This is a genomic window from Streptomyces sp. NPDC088147 (assembly GCF_044741565.1).
Lineage (GTDB): Bacteria > Actinomycetota > Actinomycetes > Streptomycetales > Streptomycetaceae > Streptomyces.
In genome coordinates this window covers 57,320-80,285 of record NZ_JBIUSY010000015.1, presented here as the reverse complement: position 1 = coordinate 80,285, position 22,966 = coordinate 57,320, and the positions used below count along the sequence as shown (strand labels likewise).

2 protein-coding genes are annotated in these 22,966 nt (G+C 71.3%); both read left to right on the top strand.

All coding sequences use genetic code 11. From position 1 onward, the window contains the following. The first annotated feature begins 172 nt into the window (after positions 1-172). Positions 173-11,029, top strand: coding sequence for an SDR family NAD(P)-dependent oxidoreductase (locus ACIOGX_RS36575; protein WP_401919080.1), 10,857 nt, complete (start codon positions 173-175; stop codon positions 11,027-11,029). Then, positions 11,026-22,956 carry an SDR family NAD(P)-dependent oxidoreductase gene (locus ACIOGX_RS36570; RefSeq protein WP_401919051.1) on the top strand — a complete coding sequence of 3,977 codons (11,931 nt, stop codon included), beginning with the start codon at positions 11,026-11,028 and terminating at the stop codon, positions 22,954-22,956. Before ACIOGX_RS36575 ends, ACIOGX_RS36570 begins: the two co-directional genes overlap by 4 nt. Positions 22,957-22,966: the final 10 nt, after the last annotated feature.

Here is a 22,966-nt window from a genome sequence, read left to right as displayed (position 1 = left end):
CCTGATCGCCGGGGCCCTCCGCGCGATGACAGGCGGCAGCAGGCCCGGCACGTGCCGGGCCGTCCAGGAACCGTCGACCGCGGCTCAAGTGGCGACGGATTGGGTGACAGAGTCCCCGATCTTTCGCTCCGGGACGCTGTTGCTCGCGGTGGCCATGCAGAGAGGCTCGATGGTGTCGAATTCAAGCCAGGACCGGATGGAAGCCGCGCTGCCCGCGATTCGCGCGCTGCAGAAGCGCGCGGCAGATCTCGAGGCGCGCCAGGCGCGGCAGCATGAACCGATCGCCGTGGTATCGATGGCCTGCCGGCTCCCGGGCGGCATCGACACCCCTGAGGCGTTCTGGGAACTGCTCGCCTCGGGCGGTGACGCGGTCGGCGGTCTCCCGGAGCGCTGGCGGGGGCTCGATCTCTACGACCCCGACCCCGACTCCGTCGGCAAGAGCTACTCGAGCCAGGGCGGGTTCATCGAGGGAATCGAAGGCTTCGACGCCTCCTTCTTCGGGATCTCACCGCGCGAAGCACTGTCGATGGACCCGCAGCAGCGGCTCGTCCTCGAGGCGTCATGGGAAGCGCTGGAACGCGCCGGAATCCGGCCCGACTCGCTGGGCGAGAGCCGTACCGGCGTCTACCTCGGCGCCATGAGCTCCGACTACGGAGACCTGGGCCGCGATCTGGACGCTCTCGACGGATACGTCAGCACCGGAAAAGCATCGAGCGTGGTGTCGGGCCGCGTGGCATACACACTGGGCCTCCAGGGCCCGGCGATCACCGTGGACACGGCATGCTCCTCATCGCTGGTGTCGGTGCACCTGGCCGTACAGGCCCTGCGATCGGGCGAGTGCGAACTCGCCCTCGCCGGCGGCGTGACCGTGATGAGCGCGCCGTCCCTGTTCGTGGAGTTTTCGCGGCTCAAGGGCATGGCCCCGGACGGACGGTGCAAGTCGTTCTCCGCGCAGGCCGACGGCGCCGGCTGGTCCGACGGGGTCGGCATCCTGGTCCTGAAGCGGCTGTCGGCCGCCGAGCGTGACGGCGACCGGGTGCTGGCGGTGTTGCGGGGCAGTGCGGTGAACCAGGACGGCCGTAGCCAGGGGCTGACGGCTCCGAACGGCCCCTCGCAGCAGCGAGTGGTACGGGACGCCCTGGAGGCGGCGCGTCTCACGCCCGCGGACATCGACGCGATCGAAGCGCATGGCACAGGCACGTCGTTGGGTGACCCGATCGAGGCGGGTGCGCTGGCGGAGGTGTTCGGTCCGGGGCGTGGGACGGACCGGCCGGTGTGGCTGGGTTCGTCGAAGTCGAACATCGGGCATGCGCAGGCGGCTGCCGGTGTGGTCGGTGTGATCAAGATGGTGCTCGCCTTGCAGCACGGTTCGCTGCCGAAGACGTTGCATGCCGGTGAGCCGAGTCCGCTGGTGGAGTGGGAGGGCAGCGGTCTCGCCCTGTTGCAGGAAGCACGGCCCTGGGCACGGGATACGGCGCGTCCGCGTCGTGCGGGCATCTCGTCGTTCGGCCTCAGCGGCACCAACGCGCACGTTGTCGTGGAGGAGCCGCCGGTCGCCGAGCCGGCCGGGACGGTGGCCGCGGACGGCCGGCCGTTCCCGGTGGTGCTGTCCGGGCAGAGCGAAGCGGCCCTGCACGAGCAGGCGGGGCGCTGGGCGTCCTGGCTGTCCGAGCGTGAGGACGTCCGGCTGGCGGATGTGGCGGTGACGGCTGCTCGTCATCGTTCGCATTTCGAGTCGCGGGCGAGTGTGGTGGCGGCCGATTCCGCTGGGTTGGTCGAGGGCCTCACGGCGCTGGCCGAGGGCGACGTGCACGAGTCGGTGGTCACAGGCTCGGCGGAGCGGCGTGGGAAGGTCGTCTTCGTCTACCCGGGCCAGGGTTCGCAGTGGGTCGGTATGGGGCGTGAACTCCTCGCCACCAGTGCGGTGTTCGCCGAGGCGGTGGATGCGTGTGATGTGGCGCTGAGGCCGTTCACGGGCTGGTCGGTGCGTGAAGTACTGGCGGGGGAGGAAGGGGAGCATCCGCCGTTCGACCGGGTCGATGTGGTCCAGCCGGCCCTGTTCGCGATGGGCGTCGCTCTCTCCGCCCTCTGGCGTTCCCTGGGTGTGGAGCCGTCGGCGGTCGTGGGTCATTCACAGGGCGAGGTCGTCGCCGCGGTGGTCAGCGGCGCACTGTCGCTGGAACAGGGCGCGCAGATCGTCGCCCAGCGCTCCCGGGCCGTCCTCGTCTGCGCCGGACAGGGCGGGATGGCGCTCGTGGAACGTCCGGTCGCGGTGGTGGAGGAGTTCCTCGCCCCGTACGGGGAGGCCCTGTCGGTGGCGGCGGTCAACACGGCCGGTTCCACGATCATCTCGGGCCAGGCGGACGCGATCGCCCAGATCGTCTCGGAGCTCCAGGAGCGGGACGTCTACGCCCGTAAGATCAATGTGGACTACGCCTCTCACAATGCCCAGATGGATCCGCTCCTGCCGGGCCTCGCCTCGGAGTTCGAGGGCCTGGTGCCGCGGCGTGCGGGCATCGCGTTCTACTCCACGGTGACCGGCGAGGTGTCCGACGGGACAGGTCTGGACGGCGGCTACTGGTGCCGCAACCTGCGGGAACCGGTCCGTTTCGACCGTGCCCTCACCCGGCTCCTGGACGACGGTCACACCGTGTTCGTGGAGATTTCCGCGCACCCGGTGCTGTCGATGCCGTTGACCGACGGCAGTGCGGAACGTGGCGGTGTTGTCGTCGGCTCCCTCGCCCGCGGCCACGGCGCTGTCACTCAACTCCTGCGCAACCTCGGTCTGCTGCATGTCCAGGGGCACGGCATCGACTGGGACCGGGCTCTCGGCCTCGAACCGGGCGAAGGATCCCTGCTGAACCTGCCCACGTACGCCTTCCAGCGCGAGCACTACTGGCTCCGGACCGAAGAGTCCACGGGGGACATCCGGGCCGTCGGTCTGGACGGGGCCGGGCATCCATGGCTGGGTGCCGTCACGGTGACGGCCGACGACGAGGGGAGCCTGTTCACCGGCCGGCTCTCGCTCACCGACCAGCCCTGGCTGAAGGACCACACCGTCTTCGGGACCGTCCTGGTCCCCGGCACCGGCCTCCTCGACATGGCCCTCACCGTCGCACACCACATCGGCGCCGCCGGAGTCGGTGAACTGACCCTCCTCGAACCCCTCGTCATCACGCAGGAGACGGGCGTCCGCGTCCAGGCCGTGGTGGCCGGCCCGTCCGGTGACAGCCGCCGGACGATCGCCCTGTACAGCCGCTCCGAGGACGCCTCCGACGACGCGCCCTGGCGGCACCACGCGAGCGGTGAGCTGACCGGCACCACCACGGAGTCCGCGACCACCGGCTTCGACGAACTGGCCCATTGGCCCGTCCCCGGCGCCGAGCCGGTCGATCTCGACGGGTTCTACGACGCGTTCCGGGCGCGCGGTCTGGAGTACGGCCCCGCCTTCCAGGGCCTGACCGAACTGTGGCGCAAGGGCAACACCGCGTACGGGACCGTCCGCCTCCCCGACGGCCTCGACGCCGACACCTTCGGTATTCACCCCGCCCTCCTGGACTCCGCCCTGCACGCGATGGCGGCGGTGCAGGACGGGACAGGAGCCGAGGGACACGTACCGCTTCCCTTCGAATGGGCGGGCGCGGAGTTGCACGCCGCGGGCAGCACCGAGCTGCGCGTCCGGATCGACCTGGACGGGGAGAGCGTCCTGCGGCTCTGGGCGGCCGACCCCGCCGGACAGCCCGTCGTCCGGGCGGACCTGCAACTGCGTGAGGCCGACGTGGAGCAGATCCGTACCGCCGGATCCGCCGCCGAGCACCTCTACCGGATGGACTTCCGCGCCCTGCCCGGACTCACCGCTCAGCCCGCCGGCACCGTCCACGTCCTGGAGCTCGCGGACCCGGACGGATTCGACAAGCTGCTGGTACGGCTGGACACGGGTGCGGGGGTGCCGGAACGCGTGGTGGTGGATGCCACGGCGACGGCCGCGGACCCGAGGGCGGTGACGGCGGACGCGCTGTCCCTGGTCCAGCGGCTGCTGGGTGAACCACGGCTGGAGAACGCCGAGTTCGTGTGGGTCACCCGCAACGCCGTGGACACCGGCGACGGAGTCGGCGACCTGGTCCACGCCCCCCTGTGGGGTCTGCTGCGCACCGCCCGTGCCGAACACCCCGAACGCTCCGTTCACCTGGTCGACCTCCATGCCGGGGAAGCAGCCGATGCGCCGTTCGTCGCCGACGAACCGGAGATCGCGGTACGCGACGGCGAGATCCGGGCGGCACGGCTGACCCGCGCCGCCGGCGGCACCAACACGCTCGCGTTCGCCCCCGGCGGCCGGGCCCTGATCACCGGCGGCACCGGCGAGCTGGGCACCGCCCTGGCCACCCACCTCGTCCGCGCCCACGGAGTCCGCCACCTGGTCCTCACCTCCCGCAGCGGCCCCGACGCCCCCGGCGCCCAGAGCCTGATCGAGGCCCTGACCGATGCCGGGGCCCGGAGCGTCGACATCCGGGCCTGCGATGTCGCCGACCGCGACCAGGTCCGCACCCTGCTCACCGCCACCGGCGCCCGCCCCTGGACCGGGATCTTCCACCTCGCCGCGGTCCTGGACGACGGACTGCTCACCGCCCAGACCCCTGAACGCCTCGCCTCCGTATGGGCTCCCAAGGCCGATGGCGCCCAGCACCTGCACGACCTCTCCGAAGAACTCGCTCTCGACCTCACGGCGTTCGTGCTGTTCTCCTCCGCCGCCGGAGTCCTGGGCGGGGCCGGACAGTCCAACTACGCCGCGGCCAACGCCTTCCTCGATGCCCTGGCCGCGCACCGCCGTGCCAGGGGACTGCCCGCCACCAGCCTGTCCTGGGGCCTGTGGCAGCAGGCCGGCACCGGCCTCACCGCGAACCTGGGACAGGCCGAACTCGCCCGCCTCCGCCGCCAGGGAATAGGAGCCCTCACCCCCGCCCAGGCGCTCGCGTCCCTCGACACCGCCCTTACCGCCCCCCACCCCCACTGCGTCCCGGTCAAGCTCGAACTCACAAGCCTGCAAAGGACCCTGGACGGTGAAGGGGAGCCGGCCGTGCCGGCCGCTCTGCGCTCCCTGCTGCGCGCGCCGCGGCGCCGGGCCGGCCGTGCGGAGGCGCCCCCCTCGGACCTGCGGGGCCGACTGCTCGTACTGCCGCAGGCCGACCGGCTGGCCCCGCTCACGGACCTGGTGCGCACGGAGGCCGCGACGATCCTGGGCATGTCCGGTCCGGGCGCGATCGGCAAGGAGCAGGTCTTCAAGGTTCTCGGCTTCGACTCGCTCATGGCAGTCGAGCTGCGCCGTCGCCTCTCCGCCAGAACGGGACTCACCCTCCCGTCCACCCTCGCCTTCGACCACCCCACCCCGGTGGCCATCGCCGAACTGCTGCTGAAGCGCATGGCGTTGGACTCCCAGCCGGAAGCGGGCACCGGAACCGCCGGCCGTGCCGCGAGCGCGGTCCGGGACGAGATCCGCAACCACGGCTCCGACGAGCCGATCGCGGTGGTGTCGATGGCGTGCCGGTTGCCGGGTGGCATTGATTCGCCGGAGGGTTTCTGGGAGTTGTTGTCGGGTGGTGGGGATGCGGTTGGGGGGTTTCCTGGGCGGTGGCGGGGTCTGGATCTGTTTGATCCGGATCCTGAGGTGGAGGGGAAGAGTTATGGGTGTGAGGGCGGGTTTCTGGCGGATGGGCATGTGGAGGGTTTTGATGCGGGGTTCTTCGGGATTTCGCCGCGTGAGGCGGTGTCGATGGATCCGCAGCAGCGGTTGGTGCTGGAGGCGTCGTGGGAGGCGCTGGAGCGGGCGGGGGTTCGTCCGGAGTCGTTGGTGGGGAGTCGGACGGGTGTGTATCTGGGCACGATGAATTCCGATTACGGGGATCATCGGGCGCATGATCTGCATGCGCTGGACGGGTATGTGGGTACGGGGAAGGCGTCGAGCATTCTGTCGGGGCGGGTGTCGTACGCGCTGGGGTTGCAGGGTCCGGCGATGACGGTCGACACGGCGTGCTCCTCCTCTCTCGTCGCGATGCACCTCGCCGCCTCCGCCCTCCGCCAGGGCGAATGCGAAGCGGCCCTGGTCGGTGGTGTCACCGTGATGTCGACACCGGCGATCTTCGTGGAGTTCTCGCGGTTGAAGGCCATGGCGCCCGACGGGCGGTGCAAGTCGTTCGCCGCGGGTGCGGACGGTGCGGGCTGGTCGGAGGGTGTCGGCGTTCTGCTGCTGAAGCGGTTGTCGGTGGCTGAGCGTGACGGCGACCGGGTGCTGGCGGTGTTGCGGGGCAGTGCGGTGAACCAGGACGGCCGCAGTCAGGGACTGACGGCTCCGAACGGCCCCTCGCAGCAGCGGGTGATTCAAGACGCCCTGGAGGCTGCGCGTCTCACGCCCGCGGACATCGACGCGATCGAGGCGCATGGGACGGGTACGTCGTTGGGTGATCCGATCGAGGCGGGTGCGCTGGCCGAGGTGTTCGGTCCGGGGCGTGGGACGGACCGGCCGGTGTGGCTGGGGTCGTCGAAGTCGAACATCGGGCATGCGCAGGCGGCTGCCGGTGTGGTCGGTGTGATCAAGATGGTGCTCGCCTTGCAGCACGGTTCGCTGCCGAAGACGTTGCACGCCGGTGAGCCGAGTCCGCTGGTGGAGTGGGAGGGCAGCGGTCTCGCCCTGCTACAGGAAGCACGGCCCTGGGCACGGGATACGGCGCGTCCGCGTCGTGCGGGCATCTCGTCGTTCGGCCTCAGCGGCACCAACGCGCACGTCATCATGGAGGAGCCGCCGGTCATCGAAACGGCGGAGACGGTGGACGTCCCTGGCGGGCCGCTGCCGGTGGTGGTGTCGGGGCGTGACGAGGCCGCGCTGCGGGAACAGGCCGGACGCTGGGCGTCCTGGCTGTCCGAGCGCGAGGACATCCGCCTGGCGGATGTGGCGGTGACGGCGGCCCGCCACCGTACACACTTCGCCTCCCGGGCCGCCGTCACCGCCCCGACCCTCGACCGCGCCGTGCGAGCACTCCGCGCCCTCGCCGACGGCGCCCCGGACCCCGCTCTCGTCCAGGGGCGGGCCGCCGAACGGACCAGGACCGTGTTCGTCTTCCCGGGACAGGGCACCGACTGGGAAGGCATGGGCCGGGACCTGCTGGACCAGAGCCCCGCATTCCGCGAAGCGGTCAGCGCGTGCGACACGGCACTGCGGCCCCACACCGGCTGGTCGGTCCTCGACCGGCTGCGCGGCGAAAACCGGGAAAGCCTTCCCTTCGAGCGACTGGACGTCGTCCAGCCCGTCCTGTTCGCCATGTACGTCGGCCTGGCCGCGGCCTGGCGGGAACTGGGACTCGAACCCTCCGCCGTGGTCGGCCACAGCCAGGGAGAAGTGGCCGCGGCCGTCGTCGCCGGCGCACTCACCGTCGACGAGGGCGCCCGCATCGTGGCGCTCCGCAGCCGGGTCCTCCAGTCCGACGGCGGCGGTGGCGAGATGGCCGTGATCGAACTGCCCCTCGCCCAGGTGCGCGAACACATCGCACCGTACGGGGACACCCTGTCGATCGCGGCCGTCAACACCGACCGGTGGACCGTGATCTCCGGCGACGCCGCCGCGGTCGAGGACGTACTGATCGAGCTTGACGACGCCGACGTCGCGTGCGGAAAGCTCAACGCGGCCTGCGCGTCGCACAGCGCCCACATGGACCCGCTCCTGCCCGGACTGCGGGCGGAGTTCGCCGTACTGCGCCCCCGGCAGACCGACGTGCCGTTCTACTCGACGGTGACCGGGGACCTCGTCGACGGCCGTGAACTGGACGCGGACTACTGGTGCCGCAACCTGCGCGAGCCGGTACGCCTCGACCTGGCCCAGGCGAAGCTGATCGAGGCGGGACACGATGTCTTCGTCGAAGTCAGCCCGAACCCCGTCCTGGTCATGCCGCTGACGAACGGTCTCGGTGATGCGGACGGCCTCGTGGTGCCGAGCCTCCAGCGGGGCCGGGGCGGCCTCGGCGAGCTGCACGGGACGCTCGCCCTGCTGCACGTCCAGGGCTACGAGGTCGACTGGGACCGCGCCCTGGGCGCACCCACCGGCACCCTCGTCCCCCTTCCCACGTACGCCTTCCAGCACGAGCGCTACTGGACACAGACCGTCCCGCCCGCCGGCGACGCGAACTCGATGGGCCTCGCCCCGACACGGCACCCCTGGCTGGGGGCCGTCACCGGGATGGCCAACGGCGAAGGACACCTGCTCACCGGCCGCCTGTCGACCGCCGCCCACCCGTGGCTCACGGACCACGCCGCCTTCGGCACCGTTCTGGCCCCCGGCACCGGACTGCTGGAACTGGCGCTCGTGGCCGCGAGGGAGAGCGGCGCGGGGCGGGTCGGTGAACTCACCCTGTCCGAACCGCTGATCCTGGACGCCGACGGAGTGCACATCCAAGTGACGGTCGGCGCCGCCGACTTGAGCGGTGAGCGGTCCATCGCCATCTACGGACGGCCCGAGTCGGAACAGGAACACTGGACATGCCACGCCACGGGCAGACTGCTCGACGGCGGCGCGGACACCGGCGACGAAGGCTTCGACGACCTGCGGTCCTGGCCGGTGGCCGGCGCGGAACCGGTCTCCCTGGAGGGGTTCTACGAGCGGCTCGCCGCCCAGGGCGTGGGGTACGGCCCGGCGTTCCAGGGGCTGACCGAGCTGTGGCGCGACGGCGACACGGCCTACGGCCTGGTGTCCCTGCCCGAAGGGGTGCAGGGACAGGACTACGGGGTGCACCCGGCCCTCCTGGACGCGGCACTCCACACGCTCCAGGCGGTCCGGGACCTCGACGAGGCCGACCGCCGGGTGCTGCTGCCCTTCGAGTGGGAGGACGTGGAACTCCACGCCGAGGGCAGCTCGACCGTCCGGGTCCGTATCGACCTGGACACCGCGCGGTCCAGCGCCCGGCTGTGGGTGGCGGACACGCAGGGCAGGCCCGTGGCCACCGCGGGAACGCTGCGGCTGCGTGAGGCGAGCGCGGAACAGATCCGGTCCGGACGGCCCGTGCAGCACCTGTACCGGGTCGGATTCCGGCCGGTGCGTCCGACGGCCCCCTCGGCGGCCGTACGGACCTTGGTCCTTGGTGGTGACGGTGTTCTCTCGAATGTATTGGGGACGGAACATGTGGCTGATGTGGATGCTCTTCTTGCCGGTGTCGCAGACGGGTGGGAAGCACCCGTTCGACTGGTTGTTGATGCGACGGAGGACTCGGACCCCGCTGGTGCGCGAGACGCGTCGGAGGACCGGGACGACGACGGCGTCGGGGCTGTCCGAAGGCTGACGGCCGACGCACTGGCGACACTGCGGCGACTGCTGACCGATGACCGGTTGGCCGCCGCCGAACTGGTGTGGGTGACCCGCGGAGCCGTGAACGCAGGGGACACCGAGGACGCCGCCGTGGACGGCGTCCGGGACCTGACCCGGTCCGGCCTGTGGGGCCTGGTCCGCTCGGCACGCACGGAGTTCGCCGAGCGGACGGTCCGCCTTGTCGACATCGACACGTACACACCGGCTCTGGGACAGGCACTGGCGGTGGCCGACGAACCGGAACTCGTGGTCCGCGGCCAGGAGATCCTCGCCGCTCACCTGGCCCGGGTCCGGGGTTCGGCCGAAGGCGACGGAACGCTTCGCCGCATGGACCCCCGGGGAACCGTCCTGATCACCGGGGGCACCGGCGAACTGGGCCGCCAGGTCGCCGCCCATCTCGTCCGCGAACACGGGATGCGCCACCTGGTCCTCACCTCACGGCGTGGCCCGCAGGCCCCGGGCGCGACCGGCATCGTGAACGAACTGGAGGCGGCCGGCGCCACGACCGTCCGGATCGAGTCCTGCGACGTGACGGACCGGGAACAGCTCGCGCGGCTCCTGGCCACGGCGCCGGACGCACACCCCTGGACAGGTGTGGTGCACCTGGCGGCCGCACTGGACGACGGACTGCTGACAGCACAGGACCCGGAGCGGCTGTGGAAGGTACTGGGCCCGAAGGCGGCCGGCGCCGTCCATCTGCACCGGCTCACCCGGGAACTGGACCTGGCCGCGTTCGTGCTCTTCTCCTCCGTGGCCGGGGTGTTCGGCGGCGCGGGCCAGTCCACGTACGCCGCCGCGAACACCTTCCTGGACGCCCTGGCCGCGCGCCGCCGTGCCGAGGGACTGCCCGCCACCAGCGTCTCCTGGGGACTGTGGGAGGCCGCCGGCAACGGACCCACCGACAACCTGGGGCAGGCGGACCTGGCCCGGATGCGACGCCAGGGCATCTCCGCCCTCACCGCGGAGCAGGCCCTGCGACTGCTGGACGCCGCGCTGTCCCACCCGGAGCCGCACCTCGTGGCGGTCAGACTGGAACTGGACGCACTACAGCGGGGCAACGACAAGGGAGAAGACGTTCCCGTGCTGCTACGAGGCATGCTCCGCGGCCGGCTCCGCCGCGCCCAGGACTCGGAAGCACCGGCGGCCGCCCTCAAGGACAGGCTGGCCCAGCTGTCCGACAAGGAACGCCGGCGCACGGTGCTCCAGACGGTTCAACGCGAGGCCTCCGTGGTGCTCGGCCTGCCGGACTCGGAGAGTGTGGACGCCCAGCAGGTCTTCAAGGAAGTCGGGCTCGACTCCTTGATGGCGGTCGAGCTGCGACGCCGCCTGTCGGCCGAGACAGGGGTCGCACTGCCCGCGACGCTCGCCTTCGACCATCCGACGCCCGACGCCGTGGCGACGTTCCTGCTGGCACGGCTCACCCCGGCGGAGACCCCGGGGAGGGCCCCCGCCCGCACAGGAGCCGTGCCCGCCCTGACAGCGGCACAGATCGACGTCCTGATGGAACTGCTGCGGGCAGCGACGCCCAGGCAACTGGAAACGGAGGGCTTGGCATCAGCCTTCCTCGACCTCAAGGACGGGCTTGCGAGGACCGTCGTCGTCCCGGACACGACGGTCGAGCTGGAAGCCGACAACACCGAAGACCTTCTGCAGTTCCTTGACGACAAGTTTGGAGTCAGTTCATGAGCGCGTCCGACGTCGAGAAGCTCGAGTCCTACCTGAGGCGTGCCACGACTGCGTTGCTCAAGGCGGAGAAGGACCTCGACTCGGAACGGGCCGCCCGCACCGAGCCGATCGCGGTGGTGTCGATGGCGTGCCGGTTGCCGGGTGGCATTGATTCGCCGGAGGGTTTCTGGGAGTTGTTGTCGGGTGGTGGGGATGCGGTTGGGGGGTTTCCTGGGCGGTGGCGGGGTCTGGATCTGTTTGATCCGGATCCTGAGGTGGAGGGGAAGAGTTATGGGTGTGAGGGCGGGTTTCTGGCGGATGGGCATGTGGAGGGTTTTGATGCGGGGTTCTTCGGGATTTCGCCGCGTGAGGCGGTGTCGATGGATCCGCAGCAGCGGTTGGTGCTGGAGGCGTCGTGGGAGGCGTTGGAGCGGGCGGGGGTTCGTCCGGAGTCGTTGGTGGGGAGTCGGACGGGTGTGTATCTGGGCACGATGAATTCCGATTACGGGGATCATCGGGCGCATGATCTGCATGCGCTGGACGGGTATGTGGGTACGGGGAAGGCGTCGAGCATTCTGTCGGGGCGGGTGTCGTACGCGCTGGGGTTGCAGGGTCCGGCGATGACGATCGACACGGCGTGCTCCTCGTCCCTCGTCGCGATGCACCTCGCCGCCTCCGCCCTCCGCCAGGGCGAATGCGAACTGGCCCTGGCCGGTGGCGTCACGGTCATGAGCACCCCGTCACTGTTCGTCGAATTCTCCCGCCTCAAGGCCATGGCGCCCGACGGGCGGTGCAAGTCGTTCGCCGCGGGTGCGGACGGTGCGGGCTGGTCGGAGGGTGTCGGTGTCCTGCTGCTGAAACGGCTGTCGGCCGCCGAGCGTGACGGCGACCGGGTCCTGGCCGTCCTCCGGGGCAGCGCGGTGAACCAGGACGGCCGCAGTCAGGGACTGACGGCACCGAACGGCCCCTCGCAGCAGCGGGTGATTCAAGACGCCCTGGAGGCCGCGCGCCTCACACCCGCGGACATCGACGCGATCGAAGCGCATGGCACAGGCACGTCGTTGGGTGACCCGATCGAGGCGGGTGCGCTGGCCGAGGTGTTCGGCCCCGGGCGCGGGACGGACCGGCCGGTGTGGCTGGGTTCGTCGAAATCCAACATCGGGCACGCGCAGGCGGCCGCGGGTGTCATCGGTGTGATGAAGATGGTCCTCGCGCTGGAGCACGGGATCCTGCCGAAGACGCTCCATGCCGAGGAGCCCAGTGCGCTGGTCGACTGGGAGACCAGTGGCCTTGAACTGTTGCGGGACGCCCGTCCGTGGGAGCGGGAAGAGGGCCATGTGCGGCGTGCGGGCGTCTCCTCGTTCGGCCTGAGCGGAACGAACGCCCACGTCATCATGGAGGAGCCGCCGGTCATCGAAACGCCGGAGACGGTGGACGCCCCTGGCGGGCCGCTGCCGGTGGTGGTGTCGGGGCGTGACGAGGCCGCGCTGCGGGAACAGGCCGGACGCTGGGCGTCCTGGCTGTCCGAGCGCGAGGACATCCGCCTGGCCGAGGTGGTCCGCACAGCCGGAGCCCACCGCACGCACTTCAAGCACCGGGCGAGCGCGGTCGCCGCCGACACCACGGAACTCGTGGCGGCGCTGAACGCCCTCGCCGGGGGACAGGCACATCCGGCGGTCACCGAGGGGGACGCCGGTGCGGGCGACTCGGCGGTGCTCTTCACCGGACAGGGCAGCCAGCGGGCAGGAATGGGACGCGCCCTCCACACCGCCCTGCCTGCCTTCAGGGAAGCGTTCGACGAGGTGTGCGCGGCCCTCGACCCACACCTGACACGCCCCCTGACCGAGGTGCTCTTCGCCGCCGACGACAGCGCGGACGCGGCGCTCGTACACGAAACGGAGTTCACCCAGCCCGCCCTGTTCGCGTTCGAGGTGGCCCTGTTCCGGCAGTGGCAGGCCTGGGGGGTTCAGCCCGCCGCGGTGGCCGGTCACTCGATCGGCGAACTGACGGCCGCCCATGTGGCAGGAGTGCTCGAACTTCCCGATGCGGCACGGCTGGTGGCGGCGCGCGGCCGTCTGATGCAGGCGTGCGAACGCGGCGGCGCGATGGCATCGGTGGAGGCGTCCGAGTCCGAGGTGGCCGAGGTACTCCGGGGCATCGAGGGCCGGATCTCGATCGCCGGCCTGAACGGCCCCGCCCAGACGGTGGTCAGCGGTGACGGGGCCGCGGTGGCGGCGGTGGAGGGCCACTTCGCCGAGCAGAGCAGACGCACACGCCGGCTGGAGGTGTCGCACGCGTTCCACTCACCGCACATGGACGCGATGCTCGCCGAGTACGAAACAGTGGCCGAGAGCTGCCGGTTCGCGGCTCCGGCCATTCCCCTCGTCTCGTCGGTGACCGGCGAATGGGCCGACGAGAGCCTGGCACCGGGCGAGGGAGTGCGCTCGGCGCGCTACTGGGTACGCCAGGCCCGCGACGCGGTCCGGTTCCTGGACGTCGTACGTGAACTCGACCGGGCGGGTGTCGCCCGCTACCTGGAGTGCGGTCCGGCCGCAGTGCTGTCCGCGATGGGCGCGGCCTGCTCCGAGCGGGACAGCACCTTCATCGCCTCCCAGCGGGCGGACGCCAGGGACGGCCGACCAGCGGACGAGGTCCGCACGCTCGCACAGGCGCTCGGAACCCTCCATGTCTCCGGGCAGGACATCGTCTGGGACCAGGTCGCCCCGGGCCCCGGCGCCGCACCTCTGACCGCCCCCACGTACCCCTTCCAGCGCGAGCACTACTGGCTGGAGCCGGCATCCGCTCTCGGCGACCTCACCGACGTGGGTCTGGAGCACTCCGAGCATTCCTGGCTGGGCGCGACCGCGGTGCTGGCCAACGGGGAAGGCCACCTCTTCTCCGGCAAGCTGTCGCCGAACGAGCACCCCTGGCTCAAGGACCATGTCGTCCACGGCACCGTGCTCATGCCGGGCACCGGCCTGCTGGAACTGGCCCTCGCGGCGGCGCACCGGACAGGAGCGGCCGGCGTCGGTGAACTGACCCTGCTCGAACCGCTCGTCCTGCGCGGCACAGTCCGTCTGCAGGTCGTGGTCGGCCCCGCGCGAGAGGACTCCGGGCGCACCGTCGAGATCTACAGCCACTCCGAGGAAGCCGTCGACGGAGTCTGGCGACAGCACGCCTCGGGCGACCTGCTGGAGCACGGCACCGAGCGGGCCGACGACGACGGCCAAGAGCTGCGGCAGTGGCCGGTCCCGGGCGCCGAGAACATACAACTGGACGGCTACTACGAGAAGTTCGACGGGCTGGGACTGGAGTACGGGCCGGCGTTCCAGGGCCTGACCGAGCTGTGGCGCAAAGACGACACCGTCTACGCACTGGTGCGCCTGCCCGACGAGTTGCGGGCAGGGGAGTACGGGATCCACCCCGCCCTGCTGGACGCGGCACTGCACGGCCTGGCGGCACTGCGGGCGCAGGCGGGCCCGGACGACAAGGACGGGGACCGTGGCGTCCTGCTGCCCTTCGCATGGAGCGGCGTCGAGTGCCCGGCCGTACGGAGCGACGTACTGCGGGTGCGGGTGGATCTCGACCGTACGACCTCCACAGCCACACTGCGGGCAGCGGACGCCGAGGGCCGCCCCCTTCTCAAGGTCGACGCGCTGCGGCTGCGCGAGGCGACGGCCGAACAGATCGGCGCCGCCGAGCCGGTGGAGCACGTCTACGGAATCGCGTTCCAGCCGCCCCGGCACCCGAACCGGTCGGCCCCGGCCGGACCGGCCTGGGTGCTGGACGACGGCCGGGGCACGCTCGCCCCGATCCTCGACGGGCCCGTCGACGGTTCGGCGGTGGACCACTGCACCGGCATCGATGCCCTGACGGCCCACCTCGACGAGGGCCGGCCCGCCCCCGGCACCGTCCTCGTCGACGCGACGGAACACGGAACACCCGAAGCGTCGTACACCGCCGCCCGGAAGTCGGCGCTGAGCGCGCTGAGCACCGCCCAGCGCCTGCTCGCCGACGAGCGGCTGCGGTCCGCCGAGCTCGTCTGGGTCACCCGTGACAGCGTCGCGGCCTCGGCCACCGACCGCCTGGACGGACTGGCGAACGCCACGGTGTGGGGACTCGTCCGCGCCGTGCGCGCCGAGCACCCCGACCGCTCGATACGCCTCGTCGATCTCGGCGGCCAGGACGTCGACCCCGGAGCAATCGCCCGTGCGCTGGCCATGACCGACGAGCCGGAGATCGCCGTACGCCAGAACGATGTGCTGACGCCACGACTCGTTCCCGGGACCGCCACGGCCACAGCCGCGGACGGCCGGGAGCCGCTGTTCGACCCGCGGGGTTCCGTACTCGTCACCGGAGGTGTCGGCGAACTCGGGCACCTCGTGGCCCACCACCTCGTACGCGCGCACGGCGTGCGGCACTTGGTGCTGACCTCCCGGCGCGGCCCGGAGACGCCCGGAGCCGACGACCTGGTGCGCGATCTGACCCAGGCCGGCGCCGAGACCGTCCGCGTCGTTCCGTGCGACGTGTCCGACCGGGAGCAGACAGCCGCACTGCTGTCGGACATCGCCCCGGAGCACCCGTGGACCGGCGTGTTCCACCTGGCCGGCGTCACCGACGACGCGCTGCTCGCCGACCAGGACCAGGAACGCCTCCACCGGGTCATGGCGTCCAAGGTCGCGGGCGCCACACACCTGGCGGAGCTGACACACGGCCTGGACCTGTCCGCCTTCGTCCTCTTCTCGTCCGTGTCCGGGGTCCTGGGCGGTCCCGGACAGAGCAACTACGCCGCCGCGAACTCCTGGCTCGACGCCCTGGCGACACGTCTCAGGAACGAGGGCCGGGCCGCCGTCAGCCTGTCGTGGGGGATGTGGGAGCAGAACGGAAGCGGCATGACCGCCCGGCTCGGCCAGGCGGACATCGCCCGTATGCGCCGACAGGGCGTCGGCGCACTGACCGAACGCCAGGGGCTGCGGGCACTCGACGAAGCCCTGGCCGGGGACCGGGCACACCTGGTGCCCGTACGGCTCCTGCTCGCCGCGGTCCAGCGCGAGGCGGACCGGAACGGTGAAGTCCAGGCACTTCTGCGGGGCCTCGTGCGTACCCGGCGCCACCGCACGGACTCGGCGCCCGAATTCGGCTTGCACCTGCGTGACCAGCTGGCCGCGCTCCCGGAGCGGGAGCGGCTCACGGCACTCGTGGCGCTCGTGAGGCAGGAGGCCGCCGTCGTACTGGGAGGCATGCGGCCGGAGAGCATCGGCGATCAGGAGGTGTTCCAGAAGCTGGGCATGGACTCGATGATCGCGGTCGAATTCCGCCGCCGTCTGTCCACCGCCACGGGTGTTCAGCTGCCGCCCACACTGGCCTTCGACTACCCCACTCCCGTGGCGGTGGCCGGACTGCTCCTGGACCGGCTGTCGCTGTCTCCCGCCGCGGTCCCCGCGGCCCGGCCGGCGGACACCGACCGGACGGCCGACGAGCCGATCGCGGTGGTGTCGATGGCGTGCCGGCTGCCGGGCGGCGTCGACACCCCGGAAGGCTTCTGGGAGCTCCTGGCGGGCGGGCGCGATGCGATAGGGACGTTCCCGGAGCGCTGGGACGCCCTGGACGTGTACGACCCCGACCCGGACGCCGTCGGCAAGAGCTGCATCCGTGAGGGTGGCTTCATCGACGGTGTCGAGCGGTTCGACGCCTCGTTCTTCGGGATCTCGCCGCGTGAGGCGGTGTCGATGGACCCGCAGCAGCGGTTGGTGCTGGAGGCGTCGTGGGAGGCGCTGGAACGGGCCGGCATCCGGCCCGACGCACTGGCCGAGAGCCGTACCGGTGTCTACCTCGGCACGATGGGTTCCGACTACAGCAGCCAGCAGGGCCGCGGCCTGGAGGAACTCGACGGATACGTCGGTACCGGCAACGCGAGCAGCGTGGTGTCGGGCCGGGTGGCATACGCGCTGGGGTTGCAGGGTCCGGCGATCACGATCGACACGGCGTGCTCCTCCTCCCTCGTCGCCATGCACCTCGCCGCCTCCGCACTGCGGCAGGGCGAGTGCGAAGTCGCGCTGGCCGGTGGTGTCACGGTGATGTCCACCCCCACCCCGTTCGTGGAGTTCTCCCGCCTCAACGGCCTGGCCGCGGACGGGCGTTGCAAGTCGTTCTCGGCCGCCGCGGACGGTGCGGTCTGGGCCGAGGGCGCAGGCATCCTGGTCCTGAAGCGGCTGTCGGCCGCCGAGCGTGACGGCGACCGGGTCCTGGCCGTCATCCGGGGCAGTGCGGTGAACCAGGACGGCCGCAGTCAGGGGCTGACGGCGCCGAACGGCCCTTCGCAGCAGCGGGTGATTCAAGACGCGTTGGAGGCTGCGCGTCTCACGCCCGCTGATATCGACGCGATCGAGGCGCATGGGACGGGTACGTCGTTGGGTGATCCGATCGAGGCGGGTGCGCTGGCGGAGGTGTTCGGTCCGGGGCGTGGGACGGACCGGCCGGTGTGGCTGGGGTCGTCGAAGTCGAACATCGGGCATGCGCAGGCGGCTGCCGGTGTGGTCGGTGTGATCAAGATGGTGCTCGCTTTGCAGCATGGTTCGCTGCCGAAGACGTTGCATGCCGGTGAGCCGAGTCCGCTGGTGGAGTGGGAGGGCAGCGGTCTCGCCCTGTTGCAGGAAGCACGGCCCTGGGCACGGGATACGGCGCGTCCGCGTCGTGCGGGTGTGTCGTCGTTCGGGCTGAGTGGTACGAACGCGCATGTCATCGTGGAGGAGCCGCCGGTCGTCGAAACGGCGGAGATGGTGGACGTCCCTGGCGGGCCGTTGCCGGTGGTGGTGTCGGGGCGTGACGAGGCCGCGCTGCGGGAACAGGCCGGACGCTGGGCGTCCTGGCTGTCCGAGCGTGAGGACGTCCGGCTGGCGGATGTGGCGGTGACGGCTGCTCGTCATCGTTCGCATTTCGAGTCGCGGGCGAGTGTGGTGGCGGCCGATTCCGCTGGGTTGGTCGAGGGCCTCACGGCGCTGGCCGAGGGTGGTACGCACGAGTCGGTGGTCACGGGCTCCGCGGAGCGCCGCGGGAAGGTCGTCTTCGTCTACCCCGGCCAGGGCAGCCAGTGGATCGGCATGGGCCGTGAACTCCTCACCACCAGTGCGGTGTTCGCCGAGTCGGTCGATGCGTGCGATGCGGCGCTGAGGCCGTTCACGGGCTGGTCGGTGCGTGAAGTACTGGCGGGGGAGGAGGGAGAGCACCCGCCGTTCGACCGGGTCGATGTGGTCCAGCCGGCCCTGTTCGCGATGGGCGTCGCTCTCTCCGCCCTCTGGCGCTCCCTGGGTGTGGAGCCGTCGGCGGTCGTGGGTCATTCACAGGGCGAGGTCGTCGCCGCGGTGGTCAGCGGCGCACTGTCGCTGGAACAGGGCGCGCAGATCGTCGCCCAGCGCTCCCGGGCCGTCCTCGTCTGCGCCGGACAGGGCGGGATGGCCCTGATCGAGCGCCCCGTCGCCGAGGTCGAGGAATCCCTCGCCCCGTACGGGGAGGCCCTGTCGGTGGCGGCGGTCAACACGGCCGGTTCCACGATCATTTCGGGCCAGGCGGACGCGATCGCCCGGATCGTCACGGAATTGCAGGACCAGGGGGTGTACGCCCGCAAGATCAACGTGGATTACGCCTCCCACAACGCGCAGATGGACCCGTTGCTGCCTGATCTGGCATCCGGGTTCGAAGGAATCGTGCCGGGGCGGGCGGACATCCCCTTCTACTCCACCGTCACCGGCCAGGTCACCGAGGGTCCGGAGCTGGACGGCGGCTACTGGTGCCGCAACCTGCGGGAACCGGTCCGTTTCGACCGTGCCCTCACCCGGCTCCTGGACGACGGCCACACGGTGTTCGTGGAGATTTCCGCGCACCCGGTCCTGTCGATGCCGTTGACCGACGGCAGTGCGGAACGTGGCGGTGTTGTCGTCGGCTCCCTCGCCCGTGACCACGGCACCGCCGCCCAACTGCTGCGCAACCTCGGTCTGCTGCATGTCCAGGGGCACGGCATCGACTGGGACCGGGCTCTCGGCCTCGAAGCGGGTGAGGGTTCTGTGCTGAACCTGCCCACGTACGCCTTCCAGCGCGAGCACTACTGGCTCCCGGTCCCGAAGGCCACCGGCGACGCCGGATCGCTCGGCCTGGAGACCTCGCCGCATCCCTGGCTGGGCGCGGTGACCGAACTCGCCGATGGCGAAGGCCATGTGTTCACCGGCCGGCTCTCGCTCACCGACCAGCCCTGGCTGAAGGACCACACCGTCTTCGGGACCGTCCTGGTCCCCGGCACCGGTCTCCTCGAACTCGCGCTCACCGTCGCACACCACGTCGGCGCCGCCGGAGTCGCCGAACTGACCCTGGCCCAGCCGCTGGTGCTCGACGACGAGGAGCTCCGCCTTCAGGTACGGGTCGGCTCCGCCTCCGACGGGAACAGCCGGCCGGTGGAGATCTACAGCCGGCCGGGTGGTTCGTCCCACTCGGCTCCCTGGACCAAGCACGCCACGGGTTCGCTGACCGGCACGTCGCCCGGCGCGGTGCAGGAGACGGCGGTGGCCGAACTGCGCGAGTGGCCGGTGGCCGGTGCGGAGCGGGTGAGCCTCGACGGCTTCTACGAGGGGCTGTTCGCACAAGGCCTGCAGTACGGAACGACGTTCCAGGGTCTCACCGAGCTGTGGCGCAAGGGCGGCACGGCGTACGGCCTCGTCCGGCTCCCGGACGAGGCGAGTTCCGATACCGACGGTTTCGCGATCCATCCGGCGCTTCTCGACGCGGCCCTTCACGCCTTCGCGGCAACGGGCCTCGGAGCCGACGGGGAGGACACCGACGGGGTCCTGCTGCCGTTCATGTGGTCGGGGGTGGAGCTGTCGGCCATCAGCGGCAGGGAACTCCGGGTCCGTATCGAGCTCACCGGCGATTCGACTGCGACGATCCTGGCCTCCGATGCCACGGGGGAACCCGTGGCGAGCGCAGTCGGCCTTGAACTCAAGCGCGCCGGCGCCGCACAGCTCAAGAACGCCGGCACCCACGACACCGAGCACCTCTACCGTGTCGAGTTCCAGCCGCAGACGCTCCCCGAGGAGCCCCGGTCCTCTTCGGAGGAGTCCGATGGCCTGCTGGTGATCGGACCGGGCGGCATCGTCGCGAAGACGCTGGGGACCGATGCCGTCGCGCCCGCCGGCGCCCTTCCCGAGTTCGGCGAGGGCCGTCCCCGTACGGTGATCGTCGACCTGACCGCGCCGGACGCGTCCGGTGACGGCGGGGAGGCCGTGGACCTGCGAGCCCAGAGCGTGGTCACCGGAGTGCTGGAGTGGCTGCAGACCTTCCTGGACGATCCTCGTTCCGAGGGCACCGATGTCGTCTGGGTGACCCGGGAGGCGGTCTCGGCCGGCCCGGTCGACACGATCGGGTCCCTGGCGCACGCGCCGCTGTGGGGGCTGGTCCGAGTGGCTCGGGCCGAGCACCCCGAACGGGGACTCCGGCTGGTCGACATCGGTGCCGACCTGCCGGACGAGGAGCTGCTGCGCCGGGTCCTCGCCACGGACACCGAGCCCGAACTGGTCGTCCGGGGGGAAGGCGTGCTGGCCCCCCGTCTGGTGCGGGTGCGGAAGACCGGCTCGCCGGACACGCTCGTCCCGGAAACGGGGGAGCAGCCCTGGCACCTGGACATCCAGGAGAAGGGCAGGCTGGACACGTTCTTCTTCCGGCCCGTCGACCGGAGCGAACCGCTGGCCGACGGTGAGGTCCGGGTGGGCGTGCGGGCCGCCGGGATGAACTTCCGTGACGTGCTCAACGCACTCGACATGGTGCATGCCCCGAAGCTGGGCCTGGAATGTGCGGGTGTCGTCCTGGAGACCGGGCCCGGGGTCGGCCACCTGCGCGTGGGCGACCGGGTGATGGGCCTGGCGGTGGGCACCTTCGGGTCCGAGGTGCGCGTGGACGCCCGCTGGATGGTCCGCATTCCGGACTCGCTCACGTTCGTCGAGGCGGCGACCGTCCCGCTGGCCTACCTCACCGCGCACTACGCCTTCACGGATCTCGGGACGCTGAAGCCGGGGGACAAGGTTCTCGTCCACGCGGCGGCCGGCGGTGTGGGGCAGGCCGCCATGCAGCTCGCCCGCCACGCGGGCTGCGAGGTCTACGGCACGGCGAGCACCGGCAAGTGGGACACACTCCGGCAGCTCGGTCTGACCGACGGCCGTATCGCGTCCTCGCGGAACACCGAGTTCGAGGACAAGTGGCTGGCAGCCACGGACGGTGCCGGTGTCGACGTGGTGCTCAACGCCCTCACCGGGGAGTTCGTCGACGCGTCGCTGCGGCTGCTGCCCAGGGGCGGTCAGTTCCTGGAGATGGGCAAGACGGATGTGCGGGACGCCGATGAGGTCGCCGCGGAGCACCCCGGAGTCCGCTACCGCGCCTTCGACCTGGTCGAGAGCGGTGCTGATCGCATCCAGGAAATGCTGTGCGAACTGGTCGCCCTCCTGGGACAGGGGGCCGTCACACCGCTCCAGTACGCGGCGTTCGACGTGCGGGAGGCTCCCAGCGCCTTCCGGATCATGGCCCAGGGCCGTACGACGGGCAAGCTGGTCCTCACGGTTCCGCAGGCCCTGGACGGTGCGGGCACGGTCCTGCTGACCGGAGGCACCGGCGAACTCGGCAGGCTGGTCGCCCGGCGTCTGGTCGTGGAGCACGGTGCACGGCACCTGGTCCTGACCTCCCGCCGCGGTCCCGACGCGCCGGGTACCGAGGACATCGTGACGGAACTGACCGAGGCGGGCGCCGAAAGCGTCCGTGTGCTCGCCTGCGACGTGTCGAAGCGTGCGGAGGTCGCGCACGTCCTGGCCGAGATCGGTACGGAGCACCCGCTGACCGGGGTCTTCCACCTGGCGGCCGTGCTCGACGACGGCGTCGTACGCAACCAGAGCGCGGAGCGGTTCACGCGGGTGCTCGCCCCCAAGGTCTCGGGCGCGCTGCATCTGCACGAGCTCACGGCCGGGCTGGACCTGGCCGCGTTCGTGCTCTTCTCCTCGGCGGCCGGCACGCTCGGAGCGCCGGGACAGAGCAACTACGCGGCGGCCAACGTGTTCCTCGACACGCTCGCGGCGTACCGGCGCAAGCGCGGGCTCTCCGCGGTGAGCCTGGCCTGGGGCCTGTGGGAGCAGACGGGCGTCGGTATGACCGCCCGCCTGGGCGAGGCAGAGCTCGCCCGGCTGCGCAGGCGGGGCTCGCAGGCCCTGTCCGCGCAGGAGGGAATGCGGCTGCTGGACGTCGCGCTGGGACGCCCGGAGACCCGGCTGATACCGATCAAACTCGATGTGGCCGGCCTGCGGTACGGCTCCGGCGACGAAGCCTCCCCGCTCTTCGGGGCGTTGGTACGGCCGCGACTGCGGCGGGCCCAGGAGGCCGTCGCACGGACCGAGTCGTTCCACGACCGGCTGGCCGGGCTGTCCGCGGAGGACCAGGTCGCCGCACTGCTGCGTTCGGTCCGCCAGGAGGTGTCCGGCGTACTCGGTCTGGGGGGCGCGGACGCGGTCCCCGCGGACAAGTCGCTGCGGGACTTCGGCTGGGACTCGCTGATGGCGGTGGAACTGCGCAACCGTCTCTCCGCGTACGCCGAGGTGGCCCTGCCGAGCACGCTGGCGTTCGACTACCCGACCTCGCGGGCCATCGCCGAGTTCCTGTACGTACGCCTGGACCTCGGTACGGCGTCCGGGGAGTCCGGGCCGCCGCAGGATCCGGCGAAGGCGGCCGAATGGGCGCTCGGGCGGGTGACCCCCGAGCAGCTTCTGCAGAGCGGGCTGCTGGCACAACTGCTGGAGCTCGCACAGCCGCAGGCCGATTCCTCCGACGGGGCGCGCACGGCCGCGGAAGCGCTGCGGGCCGCGAGTGAACTGTCGGACGACGACATGGACCGGGCACTTGATGCCGTCCTCGGAAAAGCGATGTGAGGAAACCCCC